This window comes from Flagellimonas alvinocaridis (assembly GCF_004916895.1).
Classification (GTDB): Bacteria; Bacteroidota; Bacteroidia; order Flavobacteriales; family Flavobacteriaceae; genus Flagellimonas; species Flagellimonas alvinocaridis.
Window position 1 is genome coordinate 423,412 of the sequence record NZ_SNTZ01000002.1, and the last position, 13,298, is coordinate 436,709.

At 45.0% G+C, this 13,298-nt stretch carries 12 protein-coding genes; 4 read left to right on the top strand and 8 right to left on the bottom strand.

Annotated elements, in window-relative coordinates; genetic code table 11:
* Nucleotide 1: 1 nt before the first annotated feature.
* Complete coding sequence (gene udk, locus EZV76_RS07295; RefSeq protein ID WP_136565934.1) at nucleotides 2–610, bottom strand: uridine kinase; 609 nt, start codon at nucleotides 608–610, stop codon at nucleotides 2–4.
* Nucleotides 611–742: 132 nt separating this feature from the next.
* Between udk and EZV76_RS07300 the strand changes: the two genes are divergently transcribed.
* Genes EZV76_RS07300 through EZV76_RS07310 form a run of 3 tightly spaced genes read left to right on the top strand, consistent with a single transcriptional unit; the run spans nucleotide 743 to nucleotide 4,223 of the window.
* Nucleotides 743–1,228, top strand: a complete 486-nt coding sequence (locus EZV76_RS07300) for a biotin/lipoyl-containing protein (protein ID WP_136565935.1) — start codon at nucleotides 743–745, stop codon at nucleotides 1,226–1,228.
* A 6-nt stretch (nucleotides 1,229–1,234) separates the two neighbouring features.
* The gene (gene accC, locus EZV76_RS07305; RefSeq protein ID WP_136565936.1) at nucleotides 1,235–2,677 is read left to right on the top strand and encodes an acetyl-CoA carboxylase biotin carboxylase subunit; all 1,443 of its coding nucleotides are present in this window, start codon (nucleotides 1,235–1,237) and stop codon (nucleotides 2,675–2,677) included.
* A gap of 4 nt (nucleotides 2,678–2,681) precedes the next feature.
* The gene (locus tag EZV76_RS07310) at nucleotides 2,682–4,223 is read left to right on the top strand and encodes an acyl-CoA carboxylase subunit beta (RefSeq protein WP_136565937.1); all 1,542 of its coding nucleotides are present in this window, start codon (nucleotides 2,682–2,684) and stop codon (nucleotides 4,221–4,223) included.
* Nucleotides 4,224–4,297: 74 nt separating this feature from the next.
* On the opposite strand, the gene EZV76_RS07315 is transcribed toward EZV76_RS07310, so the two are convergent.
* On the bottom strand, nucleotides 4,298–4,618 hold the full coding sequence (locus EZV76_RS07315) for a GIY-YIG nuclease family protein (RefSeq protein WP_136565938.1): 321 nt from the start codon (nucleotides 4,616–4,618) through the stop codon (nucleotides 4,298–4,300).
* 93 nt (nucleotides 4,619–4,711) lie between these two features.
* Complete coding sequence (locus EZV76_RS07320) at nucleotides 4,712–5,773, bottom strand: Gfo/Idh/MocA family oxidoreductase (protein ID WP_136565939.1); 1,062 nt, start codon at nucleotides 5,771–5,773, stop codon at nucleotides 4,712–4,714.
* Between the two features lie 189 nt (nucleotides 5,774–5,962).
* Here EZV76_RS07320 and EZV76_RS07325 point away from each other — a divergent pair, with 189 nt between their 5' ends.
* Nucleotides 5,963–7,174, top strand: a complete 1,212-nt coding sequence (locus EZV76_RS07325) for a multidrug effflux MFS transporter (RefSeq protein WP_136565940.1) — start codon at nucleotides 5,963–5,965, stop codon at nucleotides 7,172–7,174.
* On the opposite strand, the gene EZV76_RS07330 is transcribed toward EZV76_RS07325, so the two are convergent.
* From EZV76_RS07330 to EZV76_RS07350, 5 genes are read right to left on the bottom strand one after another with little or no spacing between them, the layout of a single operon-like run.
* On the bottom strand, nucleotides 7,171–8,253 hold the full coding sequence (locus EZV76_RS07330; protein ID WP_136565941.1) for an anhydro-N-acetylmuramic acid kinase: 1,083 nt from the start codon (nucleotides 8,251–8,253) through the stop codon (nucleotides 7,171–7,173). The genes EZV76_RS07325 and EZV76_RS07330 overlap by 4 nt on opposite strands.
* The gene (locus tag EZV76_RS07335; protein WP_136565942.1) at nucleotides 8,250–8,915 is read right to left on the bottom strand and encodes a class I SAM-dependent methyltransferase; all 666 of its coding nucleotides are present in this window, start codon (nucleotides 8,913–8,915) and stop codon (nucleotides 8,250–8,252) included. Before EZV76_RS07335 ends, EZV76_RS07330 begins: the two co-directional genes overlap by 4 nt.
* Nucleotides 8,912–10,510, bottom strand: coding sequence for a glycoside hydrolase family 3 protein (locus tag EZV76_RS07340; protein WP_136565943.1), 1,599 nt, complete (start codon nucleotides 10,508–10,510; stop codon nucleotides 8,912–8,914). The genes EZV76_RS07335 and EZV76_RS07340 overlap by 4 nt, the downstream gene beginning before the upstream one ends.
* Complete coding sequence (locus tag EZV76_RS07345) at nucleotides 10,503–11,783, bottom strand: MFS transporter (RefSeq protein WP_136565944.1); 1,281 nt, start codon at nucleotides 11,781–11,783, stop codon at nucleotides 10,503–10,505. The genes EZV76_RS07340 and EZV76_RS07345 overlap by 8 nt, the downstream gene beginning before the upstream one ends.
* A 22-nt stretch (nucleotides 11,784–11,805) precedes the next feature.
* Complete coding sequence (locus tag EZV76_RS07350) at nucleotides 11,806–13,257, bottom strand: glycoside hydrolase family 10-like protein (RefSeq protein ID WP_236640878.1); 1,452 nt, start codon at nucleotides 13,255–13,257, stop codon at nucleotides 11,806–11,808.
* Nucleotides 13,258–13,298: the final 41 nt, after the last annotated feature.

Genomic DNA, 13,298 nt, shown 5'->3' on the forward strand with positions numbered 1-13,298 from the left:
TTTACAACAATTTATCGTTGATTATGGTCCTCACAATGTCCACGGCAACCGTATTATAATGATTATTTGGGATAATGATATCCGCAAATTCTTTTGAAGGCTCTATAAATTGCTCATGCATGGGTTTCACTGCTGTTTGGTAGCGGGTCAGCACTTTTTGAAGGTCATGTCCACGCTCCCGTATATCGCGTTGCAACCTTCTTATCAATCGTTCATCGGAATCGGCATGCACAAATATTTTTATGTCGAACAAATCCCGAAGCTGTGGGTTGCTCAATACCAAAATACCTTCAACGATCATCACTTTTCTGGGAATCGTAGGAATGGTTTCCTCCAAACGGGTTTCTTCCACAAAAGAGTATACGGGTTTATTTATGGTTTTTCCTTGCTTTAATTGCTCCAAATGGGAAATCAATAAATCAAAATCTATGGAGTTGGGGTGGTCAAAGTTAATCTCGCCCCGTTCTTCCTTGGTCAAGTGGGCCAAGTCGTTGTAATAGGAATCTTGGGAGATGATTCCCACTTCATTTTCGGGCAATTGGGCCACAATTTGGTTCACTACGGTAGTTTTTCCGCAGCCAGTTCCCCCGGCAATTCCTAGAATCAGCATAAAGAAGATTTTAGCCCAAAAGTAAACATTTGGCGGGATTTGTGTTTGGTTGAAATGTATTACCAAATAGGCTTTATGCCGATTGATGCATTAATCTTATATTTATCAAACTAACCTATAGGAACACTATTTATGGACAATCCGTATACCGTTGTGGTTGATGGAACTTCTGAATTTCAACTGTCAAAAGAGGATATTGCTTCCCTGGATATCATAAAAACGGGCCCCAATGGATTCCATCTCCTGAAGGATGGCACTTCCTATCATATTCAAATGGTGGAGATGCAATTCAATGCCCGTACCTATACCGTCAGCGTGAATGGGACTGAGCATCAAGTATCCATAAACACCCCTTTGGACGGGCTCATCAAGGCAATGGGTTTTGCCTCCAACGGACAAAAAAGCATTGACTCCATTATGGCACCCATGCCAGGACTGATTTTGGACATCCTGGTCAGTGAGGGCCAGGAAGTGGAGGAAGACGACCAGCTGTTGATCTTGGAAGCCATGAAGATGGAAAACATCATCGCTTCGCCTAGAAGTGGGATCATTAAAAAAATTGGAGTGAAAAAAGGTGATGCAGTCGATAAAAAACAATTGCTCATAGAATTTGAATAGGAGGCCATGAAGAAAATATTGATAGCCAATAGAGGGGAAATTGCAGTTCGGGTGATGAAAACTGCAAAAAAGATGGGCATACGAACCGTGGCGGTCTATTCAACCGTGGATCGGAACGCACCCCATGTGCAAATGGCCGATGAAGCGGTTTGCATTGGTGAGGCACCTTCCAACCAATCCTATTTGAAAGGGGACAGAATCATTGAGTTGGCCAAAAAATTGAATGTTGATGGCATACATCCAGGCTACGGCTTTTTGAGTGAGAACGCAGAATTTGCGGAAGCGGTGGAAAAAAATGGGTTGATATTCATCGGACCCAAATCAAAGGCAATCCGAATGATGGGCAGTAAACTGGCGGCCAAGGAGGCGGTTAAGGCTTATGGTATACCCATGGTGCCAGGGATAGATGAGGCCATTACCGATGTGGCCACCGCCCGTGAGATTGCCAATGAAGTGGGGTATCCCATTTTGATCAAGGCCTCTGCCGGCGGAGGAGGTAAGGGTATGCGTATCGTTGAAAAGGAAAGTGATTTGGAATCGGGCATGCAACGTGCCATCAGTGAAGCGACCTCTGCGTTTGGGGACGGTTCCGTCTTTGTTGAAAAATATGTGGCTTCGCCTCGGCATATAGAGGTTCAGGTGATGGCCGATACCCACGGGAACATTCTTCACTTTTTTGAACGGGAATGCAGTGTGCAACGCCGACACCAGAAGGTGGTGGAAGAAGCGCCATCCTCCATTTTAACCCCTAAGCTTCGGGACGAAATGGGCATGGCGGCCGTCAAGGTAGCCCAAGCCTGCGACTATGTTGGAGCAGGAACGGTGGAGTTTTTGATGGACGCTGACCACAACTTCTATTTTTTGGAAATGAATACCCGGCTGCAAGTAGAGCACCCAGTTACCGAAATGATTACGGGGATGGACCTTGTGGAATTGCAGATACGCGTGGCCAGGGGAGAAGAGTTGCCCATGAAACAGGAAGACCTCAAAATTCATGGACATGCGGTGGAGTTACGGGTATATGCCGAAGACCCCTTGAATGATTTTTTGCCCAGTGTGGGCCGATTGGAAACCTATCAATTGCCTGCTGGTGAAGGTATTCGGGTGGACAATGGTTTTACCGAAGGGATGGATATTCCCATTTATTATGACCCCATGCTTTCCAAATTAATAGCCTATGGCAAGACCCGTGAAGAAGCCATTGAATTGATGCTCAACTCCATTAAGGCGTATAAGATAAAGGGAGTGGAGACTACTTTGTCCTTTGGAAGCTTTGTCTTTTCCCATGAAGCCTTTCGTTCTGGGGATTTTGACACCCATTTTGTGAAGACCCACTATGCCCCGGAAGTGGTCAAACAGCAACAGGCCAAAGAGATGGAAGTAGCTGCATTGGTCGCTTTTCACAGCTATCTTGAAGACCAAAAAATAGTTCAACTGCCCAAAAATTGAATCCATGGAACCGAAAATAAAAGCACTTCAGGAAAAGTTGGCCAAAGCTCATTTGGGTGGAGGTGAAAAACGCATAGAAAAGCAGCACGAAAAGAAGAAACTAACGGCTCGGGAACGTGTCCACTATTTGTTGGATGAAGGGTCCTTCGAAGAGATGGGAGCTTTGGTGACCCATAGGACCACGGATTTTGGGATGGAAAAGGAAAAGTACTATGGCGATGGGGTGGTCACCGGTTATGGAACCGTACATGGCAGGTTGGTGTATGTGTATGCCCAAGATTTCACCGTTTTTGGAGGTGCCTTGTCAGAAACCCATGCGGAAAAAATCTGTAAGGTAATGGATTTGGCCATGAAGGTCGGGGCACCAATCATTGGGTTGAACGATTCAGGGGGAGCCCGAATTCAGGAAGGCGTGCGGTCGTTGGGAGGCTATGCCGATATATTCTATAGAAACGTGCAGGCATCGGGGGTGATTCCCCAAATATCTGCTGTGATGGGGCCTTGCGCAGGTGGTGCGGTGTATTCGCCTGCCATGACGGATTTTATCGTAATGGTGGAGGAGACGAGTTATATGTTCGTTACTGGACCCAACGTGGTCAAGACGGTTACCAATGAGGAGGTTACTTCTGAAGAATTGGGAGGCGCCAGCACCCATGCGGCCAAGTCTGGAGTGGCCCATAAAACCTCCTCCAATGATGCAACCTGTCTGGACGATATCAAAAAACTGCTGGCGTATTTGCCACAGAACAACACAGAGGCACCCAAATTACAGGAATATATTTTGGGGGATGAGGTAAGGGAAGAACTGTCGCACATTGTGCCGGACAATCCCAATAAGCCGTATGACATGCATGAGGTCATCAAGGGCATCATTGATACCGATTCCTTCTACGAAATACATAAGGAGTATGCCGAAAATATTCTTGTGGGCTTTGCCCGAATAGGCGGTAGAAGTGTGGGGATTATTGCCAATCAGCCGATGTTCTTGGCGGGTGTGTTGGATGTGAAAAGTTCCCGAAAAGCAGCCCGTTTCACCCGTTTTTGTGATGCCTTCAATATTCCGTTGTTGGTTTTGGTGGATGTTCCTGGATTTTTGCCAGGTACCGATCAGGAGTGGAGCGGTATCATCATGCATGGGGCAAAACTGTTGTATGCGTTGAGTGAAGCCACAGTACCTAGGGTCACCCTAATTACCCGAAAGGCGTATGGAGGGGCCTATGATGTAATGAATTCCAAACATATCGGTGCCGACTTCAATTTTGCATGGCCCAGTGCCGAGATTGCCGTGATGGGAGCCAAGGGCGCCAGTGAGATTATCTTTAGGCGTGAAATTGCTGCTTCGGACGACCCGGAGGCCAAACTCAAGGAAAAGGAAGCGGAGTATGCCGAAAAATTTGCCAATCCCTACCGTGCGGCGCAACGCGGATTTATCGATGAGGTTATCCTGCCAAAAGACACCCGACGAAAATTGTTGAAGGCCTTCGCCATGTTGGAAAAGAAACAGGTGCAACCGCCCCGAAAAAAACATGGGAACATACCGTTGTGATGAATTTTTTCAATACAACGGAACCTCAGGACAAGAGTGTTTTTGGAACTGTCAGGTCGAGCGCAGTCGAGACCTTAATCTTGGTCAGGACGGTACTTGTAATGTGTCGCATTTCTACATTCAGACAAAATTTGAAGCAAGTCCAAATTACCTTCTACCAATGCCATTTTCTTTTTGGCACTCCATTTTTTTAATTTCTTTTCAAAAAAGATGGCTTGTAACACATCATTGAATTCTTGTTGAAAAATAAGTTGAACAGGTCTTCTTCGATACGTATAAGCCGTTTTGTTGATTCCGTTTTGGTGTTCAGCAATCCTTCGGTCAATGGCATCGGTAATTCCCGTGTAGATTGAACCGTCGGCGCATAATAGAAGATATACGTAGTAAAGTTTCATATTTGGAAGAGGTCTCGACTGCGCTCGACCTGACACCAAACATAACAAAGTTTTAAGGAAAAGGTCTCGACTGCGCTCGACCTGACATTTTTGCTATAAGATTACTGTTTTCCCCGTTTTCACTGATTCATCCGCAGCCAACACCACTTTGAGGCTGTTCACGGCATCGTTCAAGTGGTCGGTGAGGTCTACATCATTTTGAATGGCATTGAGCAGGTATTCCTGTTCCAAAAGACAGAGACCATCATGGTCGGGCTCATCGGCAGTATTAATGATTTCATCATTTTTTACAAAATGCCCATCACTGTCTAACTGGCTATGGTGCAATTTTAAGCTTCCGGTCTTGGTATGGCCTTCAATATCACCGGATTCCCCCTTATCCATATCATTGATGGAAACACAGCCTTTTGGACCTATGACGTCCTTGACAAAAAAAGCGGTTTCGCTCATCATGGGTCCCCAGCCGGCCTCATACCAACCCACGGAACCATCTTCAAAACGGACCTGTAACTGGCCATAGTTGTACATGTTTTTGTCCACTTCCTCTGTCAATCTGGCCCCAATGGCAGAGACGCTAACAGGATTTGAACGTACCATGGAACACATGACATCCACATAGTGGACCCCACAATCCACAATGGGCGACATGGAGTGCATAAGCTGTTTATGGGTATGCCACTGTTCTCCAGAACTTTGTTGGTTGAGGTTCATTCGCATGACCAAGGGTTTACCCAAGCCCTGTGCCATTTGCACAAACTTGGTCCAGGTAGGGTGTACCCTTAGAATATATCCCACCACCATTTTTTTTCCAAGTTGATGGGCCAAATCCACTAAAATTTGGGCTTCTTCGACCGTTAAGGCAAGCGGTTTTTCCACAAACACATGGGCGCCAGATTCCAAAGCTTGTTTTACATAGTCAAAATGGGTATCAGGGTAGGTGTTGATAGAAACCACATCGGGTTTTGCCGTTTCAAGGGCGTTCATGTAATCGGAAAAAGTGGGAACGCCTCCCAGTTCATTGGACAATCGTTCACGGCTTTTGGCACCACGGCTCACAAGTCCCACAATTTCAAATCCATCCAGTTTGTGGTAGGCACGGGCATGGGAAGTTCCCATATTGCCACAACCCACGACCAAGGTCTTTAAAAGGTCCATTTAGTTTTTGGTTTTCTCAAAGATAGGCATCGAGCTAGACACAACGAAATCAAAAAATGTCATAAAAATAAGGTGGTTTAAAGATGTAAGCCACCAGTTCTATTCACCTATAACGTTTGATGCGTAAACATAACATTAATACTTTCTTAAAAGCTTCGTAGACCCAAGGGGTATGCCTAATTTTGCAGCATGCAAAAAGAAACCCAAAAACCTAATTTTGAATTTATAGCCCTAATGGCTGCCCTGATGTCCATCGTGGCCTTGGCCATTGATGCGTTATTACCCGCCATCTCTAATATTGGGGTTGATATCAATAGTCTGGATTCCACAGATAACCAAATGTTGGTGACCATGATATTTTTGGGACTGGGATTGGGGCAGTTATTCTTCGGTCCGCTGTCTGATTGTTATGGAAGAAAGCCTGTGGTCTATGCTGGTTTTATTTTATTCCTACTGGCTAGTATTATCTGCTTGTATGCTCCATCCCTGGAGGTGATGGTATTGGGTAGGATTCTACAAGGGATTGGACTTTCGGCACCTCGGACCATATCCATATCCATCATCCGGGATACCTATGAAGGAGATTATATGGCCAAGATCATGTCGTTTGTGGTGGCGTTCTTTATTTTAGTGCCCGTGGTGGCCCCAGCCATAGGGAAGGTTATACTGGATAGTTTTGGTTGGAAAGGTATTTTCTATGTCCAATTGATTTTTGCCTTGATCATAGCACTTTGGTTTTGGAAACGACAACCCGAAACCCTTCATCCTGAATTTAAGATACCATTTTCTGGACATGTGTTCATTGATGGGTTGAAAGAATTTATTCGCCACAAGGAAACCGTAGCCTTTACGATTACCTCTGGTCTGGTGACTGGAGCATTTTTGGTGTATCTGAGTTCGGCCCAACATATTTTTGAGGACCAATATGCCCTAAAAGAGGTATTTCCCTATATTTTTGCGGGATTGGCGATTTCCATTGGACTTTCCACCTTTTTGAACGGGACCTTGGTGATGCGTTTTGGTATGCGAAAGCTGTCCTTTATGGCCACATTGGCCTTTACCATAATTGCTTTGTTGTATACGGTACTTTTTTTTAATTCACCCAACCCCAGCATTTATGTATTGGTGGCATTCTTGTCTGCACAGTTTTTCTGTCTAGGATTCATGTGGGGAAATTTTAGGTCCATAGCCATGGAACCCATAGGACACATAGCAGGAATTGGAGCGGCCATAAATGGCTTTGTATCCACGATTTTTGCCATACCCATAGCCACTTTTATTGGTGAGTTTGTGAAAAACAGTGTTTGGCCCTTGTTTGTAGGCTTGGCCGTTTGTGGGCTATTTTCGGTATTGATTTTTATGCTGGTGCGTAGAAAACCCAGAAGAATGGTGACTGCTTAATCCGTGGTAGGATAAAAGATTTCTCCGCTACTGGAATCTTCACGGGCCCCTGTGACCGAACGGAGCACATTGGTTTCACCTTTAAGGCGTAAAACGCCCATCAATGCAAAGACCAAGGCTTCCTTGTACGCAATCAAGGTTTTACTTGGTGTGGAAACTGTTGCAGTGCTTCCCAATTTTTCTTGTAGCGTGTCCATAAAAAACTGGTTCAAGGCGCCACCGCCCGTCGTCAATAATTTATTGGGGGTCTTTACCGCATACTTTTTTACCTCGTTGGCAATCTGCTCGCAATTGTGGTGGATGAATGTATGTAATAGATCAATGTTGGTGGCCTTTGAAGCTTGAATCAAAGGAACAATTTCTCCTGTGAACCATTCATACCCGGTCGATTTTGGATAAGGCAGTTTGTAGTATGCCAAACTGTTCAGTTTTTGTAAGAGGTCATGGTCCAATGTTCCCGTTCTGGCCCGGTTCCCATTTTCGTCATAATCCAATCCCATTCTTTGGGTAATGTAGTTTAAGGGCATGTTGGCCAAACCAATGTCATAGGCTATCCGGACTCCGGTATCATCAAACGAGATATTGCTGATACCTCCCAGGTTAAGACAGAAATCATATTCACGGAACAACAATTTGTCTCCGATGGGTACCAGAGGGGCTCCCTGACCACCCAAGGTAACGTCCTTGGTCCTAAAATCACATACAACCTGTTTTTTACTGGTATTGGCCAACAGTTGGCCATCGCCAAGTTGAAAGGTGAACCCATCTTCCGGTCTATGGTGCGACGTATGACCGTGACTCGAAATAAAATCCACTTCTAAGTTTTCTTCGTCGATAAAGTGTTTGGATTGTTCCCCCAACCAAATGCCATAGTCTTTATGGAGTTGAGCGTGGTCTTCCTCGGACAGGAAAATGGCATTTTTGAGGTATTCCCGCATCTCATTGGTATAGGAAACCTCTTTTATGCGTTCAATGGAAAATTTCCAACGCCCATTTTCCTCTATAAAATGACAATAGGCCATATCCAACCCGTCCAAGGAAGTGCCGGACATCAATCCTAAAACTTTATACGTACTCATGCTTTTTTAATTTTGATGATCAGGGAAATGGGTTTTTCTTCATCGTTGACCACTTCTTCAATAGAAACCCCTCCATGCTGTAAACCATTCAATTCGTTGATCCAATCCTCCAGCGTTCGGGCGTACCATGAATGGCCGTCCTCAAAGTTGCCGGGTAAACCTTTCCAGGAATCGGTGAGCCACTGACTTTTATAGGGCATACCGTTTTGTACCAGAAAAAAGGGGTGCAGGGTTTGAATGACCACAGTGCCTCCAGCGGTTAGATGGTTCAAGGTGTTTTGTAAAAGGGGAACAAGGTCATCCTTTAGATATAAACAGAAGTTGAAGACCGCGGCATCAAATGGTGCGCTAGGAATGTTTTTTCCCGATATGATGTCCTCAAAGGTGACTACATGGTAAGCTTCCTTTCCTTTGGTCTTGGCTTCGGAAATTAGGCTGGCTATGGCATCCATGCCGGTAGCCTCCCATCCCAAGGCAGTCATTTCCCGGGTCAGCCAACCTTCACCACAACCTATGTCGGCAACTTTTTTGCCCTTTAGATTTTTGATGGTTTCCACAATGGCCGCGTTGGTGAACTTTCTGGAGGGGATGCTTTGGTTCTGGATGACCTTGATCCATTCCAATGCATTTTTCTCCCATGAGGAAATGATATCGGTTTTCACGGCTGAAAGGTTTTAAGTTGAACGGGTAGTTTTCCTGCGGCCATCAACTTTCCAATGAAATGTTGGAAGGCCTCTTCTTGAAATTCTGGGAAATCCTGATACACCAAAACCGCATTTGATGTAGGGGACAGTCCCATGATATCCAAGGCATATGGATTTCCAAAAAGATAGATGAGTACATTTTTCTGTGCGATGATGTGTTTGATGAAATCCAACACCTCATTCTCAAAACCAAAATTGTTTTTTGGCTTTACGGCAGGGGGAAAGATGGACAGCACCACATTTTGATGCTTTTCCAACAATGTTTCAAGGGTCGCTTTATCTTTTGTCAAATCCCATTGTTTCTGGCCGAGGTCCTCCTCGATTTTTACGGAAAACCCATTATGGCTGCTATTGTTCACCGACAAGTTGAGAAATTCACCACTCTTGATTTTGGATACTTCCTCAGCTTTGCCGTAGAGTTCTGTAAGGGTATTTTGCGCCAATAGTCGGTTTAGCCCTGAAGGTTCTTTGGGTAGAGAAGTGTCTTTTGAATGGGAAAATGCTTTTTCCTTGAGCTGCCAAATGCGTTCAAAACTTTGCTCAATTTGTGCTTCGATGGCAGTGTTGAGGATTTCGGTAATGCCTTCGGGCACATGTTCGCTAAAGCATAACATATCCATTCCTGCGGCAAAGGCGGTCGCCTCCAACTTGCCCTTTTCGGGATATCTTTGGGAAACGGCATGCATATTCAGCGCATCGGAGATGACCACTCCATCGAACCCCAGTGTATTGCGTAACAAGTCTGTGATGATTTTTGATGAAGTTGTGGAAGGTTCCTCGCTATCCAATTGCGGAAGTAACAAGTGCCCTACCATGACGGAGTCCACTCTATTTTGTATCAGTTGGTGAAAAGGGTACAATTCATTTTCCTGGAGCTCTTCCAAGGATTTGTCGATTACGGGAAGTCCCAAATGGGAATCGGTGGCGGTATCGCCGTGCCCGGGAAAATGTTTGATGGAGTTCAATGTTCCTGAACTTGCCATACCTTTTAGGTATGCCCCAGCTTTGGAAAGCACCTCATCTTTACTATCTCCGAACGATCGGTAACCGATCACTGGGTTTTCAGGATTACTATTGATATCCACTACTGGAGATAAATTCCAATGAATGCCGGCTTCTTTACAATCCAGTCCAATATGCTGGCCTACCTGCTCTATGAGGTCCAAGTTATTGGTCAGAGCCCCCAACGTGATGGCATACGGGTATTGCGGGGTGTTTTCAATTCGCATGGCCAAACCCCATTCGGCGTCAATGGCAATCAGAAGAGGCTGTTGTGCCGCTTTTTGATAGCGCTCAATGAGGGTTTTTAGTCGATTATAACTTTTTTCGTTGTGAACGACCTTCTTTTTTCCTTCAAAATTGGTGGCCGCACTGGCCCTGCTATGAAAGAAACATAAGGCCCCTACATAATGATCATGAATCAATTGTTCCATTTTGGTAACCTCTTCTTCCGTATCGTTTATAAATACGGCAGGCATGAACAATTGCCCAACCTTTTGCCGTAACGACAGGTCTTTATGGGCCGAGGTATATGGAAGTATTTTTTTATGCATCTAATTCGCTTGTCTTTTTGCCGTAATCGGCTGGGTATTCAATAAATCTGAGTAGGAGGAATGCCGGAATGGCCGCGATGACCACCCAAACAAAGAAACCATCGTATCCCAACCATTCCTGGATGTATCCGCTGAGCATGCCGGGGAGCATCATGCCCAAGGCCATAAAGCCGGTCGCAATGGCATAATGTGATGTTTTTGAAGCACCTTCGGCTACATAAATGAGAAAGACCAGAAATGCGGCAAACCCAAATCCATATCCAAACTGCTCTACCACCACGGTGCCCACTACGGCATATATGCTGGTGGTCTGGGTGATGGCCAATATGGCATAGAGGATATTGGGCAGGTTTAGGGACAATAACATGGGGAACATCCATTTTTTTAATCCATCCCTCGAGATAAGGATTCCGCCAATGATTCCGCCCAAGGACAGCATGATGACCCCAACCGTTCCATAAATGGTACCTACCGCTTCGGTGGAATAACTGAGCCCTCCAACCTCCAATTTGTCCAAGAGAAAAGGGGAGGCCATTTTTACCAATTGCGATTCGCCCAAACGATAGCTAAGGACAAACAAAAGGGATATTCCAATATGCTTTTTTCTAAAGAAGGATGCAAATACCTCCCAAAAACTAGTTGGCTTTTCAGAATCTTTCGTTGACGGTGCCTCGAATTTTGGAGCGGCCATAAAATTGGTCGCGGTCAAGATTAGCATCAATACCGCAGCACCAATCATGGTCAAAGACCACGCTTTGGTGTTGTCTCCATATTTGTGCTCCAAAAAGCCGGCGACAATCACCAAAAGCCCTTGTCCGGTCACCATGGCCAATCGGTAAAAGGTACTCCGCATACCAATAAAAAAGGACTGCTTTTTCTGTGAAAGCCCGATCATGTAATAACCATCGGAGGCAATATCATTGGTGGCGGATGCAAAGGCTGCCATCCAGAAAAAAGCCAAGGTAATAGTGAAAAACGCATTGGAAGGCAAAAAGAGGCCAATGCCCAAAAAGGCCATGGACATGATCAATTGCATGACTAAGAACCACTTCCGCTTGGTGCCGTTCAATTCCACAAAAGGGCTCCAAAGCGGTTTTAAGACCCAAGGGAGGTAGAGCCAGCTGGTGTAGAGTCCAATTTCTGCATTTCCAATGCCCAAGCGTTTGTACATGATAACGGAAACGGTTACCACCAATACGTACGGTATACCTTGGGTGAAATAGAGAAAGGGAACCCAGAGCCAAGCGTTTTTGTCCTTTTTTGCTACATCCATTGTATTGTTTTTTCTTTGGTTTTTAATCCATAGGATTTTGGTCCAAGAGTTGGGCAGAGCTTTGATTGCCATAGGCATCGCGAACCACTACCGCCATATTCTTTTTAATGTACTTCCTGTCAAACTCAATTTGAAGGCAACCTAAATCCTGACTTTCGGAAAGATACGCTGTTCCAATAAGTGTTTTTGGTTCCTTGGTCTTTGGATTCAACTCGTAGAGAAGTACATATCTCGGAATGGAATCGCTGTGCGAAACACAAACTTTTAGTTGATTGCCATGTTTTTGTACGGATTCAACCGCGGGTATGGCAACTGTTCTTTTAATATGGTTCAGCGGACCGGGATTTTGCACCGGAAGCTTATAAAATTTTTTCTGAAGTTTTTGGGTTACCTTTTCATGTTGTCCAACTAGGGATTTGGCACTGAAAAAGATGTTCCCGTTGATATTGTTCTGTTGTCTGCTAAAGGCCAACTGCTTGGGGATTTCGTTGTTTCGTTTCCAGGCTTTGTCTGGGTTGTTCTTTATTTTGTAGGTGCCGTTTCCAATATAAAGGTGGGTGTTTGGAGTGGTGTTGGCCCACCACGTAGTGATTTTTTTATGGGAAGCTACGGGGTAATCCATACTCCAGTAGACTTGCGGTGCCAGATAATCCAACCAGCCTTTTTCCACCCAGAGTAGGGGGTCGGCATACAAATCCTCATAGGTGGTCTGTCCTGCTTGGGTGTCAGAACCTCTGGGGTCTGTACTCTTGTTTTTCCATACACCAAAGGGACTAATACCAAACTGTACCCATGGTTTGTTCTTTTTAATGGTGTGGTGTACATCTTTCACCAAGGAATCCACATTACTACGGCGCCAATCCTCTATATTTTGATTGGGAAGGCCATAGGTGGCAAAAGTGGCTGAATCTTTAAAAACCTCTCCTTTGACCTTGTAGGGATAGAAATAATCATCGAAATGGATGGCATCCACTTCATATCCAGTGACCAATTCTTCAATGATTTTACTGAATTTCTGTCGAACTTCGGGCAAACCTGGGTTGTAGTAGTACTTTTTCCCATATTTTACCATCCAGTCCGGGTGCTGATGGAAGTCATGTTGTTTGGAAAGGGAGGTAGTGTCCAAATCAATTGTGGCTCTATAAGGGTTGAGCCATGCATGGAATTCCATACCTCTTTTGTGGGTTTCGGCTATCATCCATTGCAAAGGATCGGGAAAATCTTCAAGAGCTTTACCGTCCTTACCGGTAAGGTATCTGGACCATGGTGCCAAATCAGTCTGATACAATGCATCTCCGGCGGTCCTAACCTGTACAATGGCCGCATTGAAGTTTAGCTCTTGGTAAAAATCCAATAGCGCAATGAAGTCGCTTTTCTTTTTTTTAACATCATCTGAGGGATTTTTGGGCCAGTCGATATTAGCTACAGTGGCAATCCAGACCCCTCTAAATTCTTCTTTGGGAGCCTTGGTCACTGCGCAAGATAAGCAGAAAACGATTGGTAGTATGTATAAAA

What these genes read in the sequence shown, in the direction of transcription:
- EZV76_RS07315 (WP_136565938.1), bottom strand. Translation starts at nt 4,618, where the DNA reads ATGAAACTTTACTACGTATATCTTCTATTATGCGCCGACGGTTCAATC.
- EZV76_RS07345 (WP_136565944.1), bottom strand. Translation starts at nt 11,783, where the DNA reads ATGGATGTAGCAAAAAAGGACAAAAACGCTTGGCTCTGGGTTCCCTTT.
- udk (WP_136565934.1), bottom strand. Translation starts at nt 610, where the DNA reads ATGCTGATTCTAGGAATTGCCGGGGGAACTGGCTGCGGAAAAACTACC.
- EZV76_RS07320 (WP_136565939.1), bottom strand. Translation starts at nt 5,773, where the DNA reads ATGGACCTTTTAAAGACCTTGGTCGTGGGTTGTGGCAATATGGGAACT.
- EZV76_RS07340 (WP_136565943.1), bottom strand. Translation starts at nt 10,510, where the DNA reads ATGCATAAAAAAATACTTCCATATACCTCGGCCCATAAAGACCTGTCG.
- EZV76_RS07325 (WP_136565940.1), top strand. Translation starts at nt 5,963, where the DNA reads ATGCAAAAAGAAACCCAAAAACCTAATTTTGAATTTATAGCCCTAATG.
- EZV76_RS07310 (WP_136565937.1), top strand. Translation starts at nt 2,682, where the DNA reads ATGGAACCGAAAATAAAAGCACTTCAGGAAAAGTTGGCCAAAGCTCAT.
- EZV76_RS07300 (WP_136565935.1), top strand. Translation starts at nt 743, where the DNA reads ATGGACAATCCGTATACCGTTGTGGTTGATGGAACTTCTGAATTTCAA.
- EZV76_RS07330 (WP_136565941.1), bottom strand. Translation starts at nt 8,253, where the DNA reads ATGAGTACGTATAAAGTTTTAGGATTGATGTCCGGCACTTCCTTGGAC.
- accC (WP_136565936.1), top strand. Translation starts at nt 1,235, where the DNA reads ATGAAGAAAATATTGATAGCCAATAGAGGGGAAATTGCAGTTCGGGTG.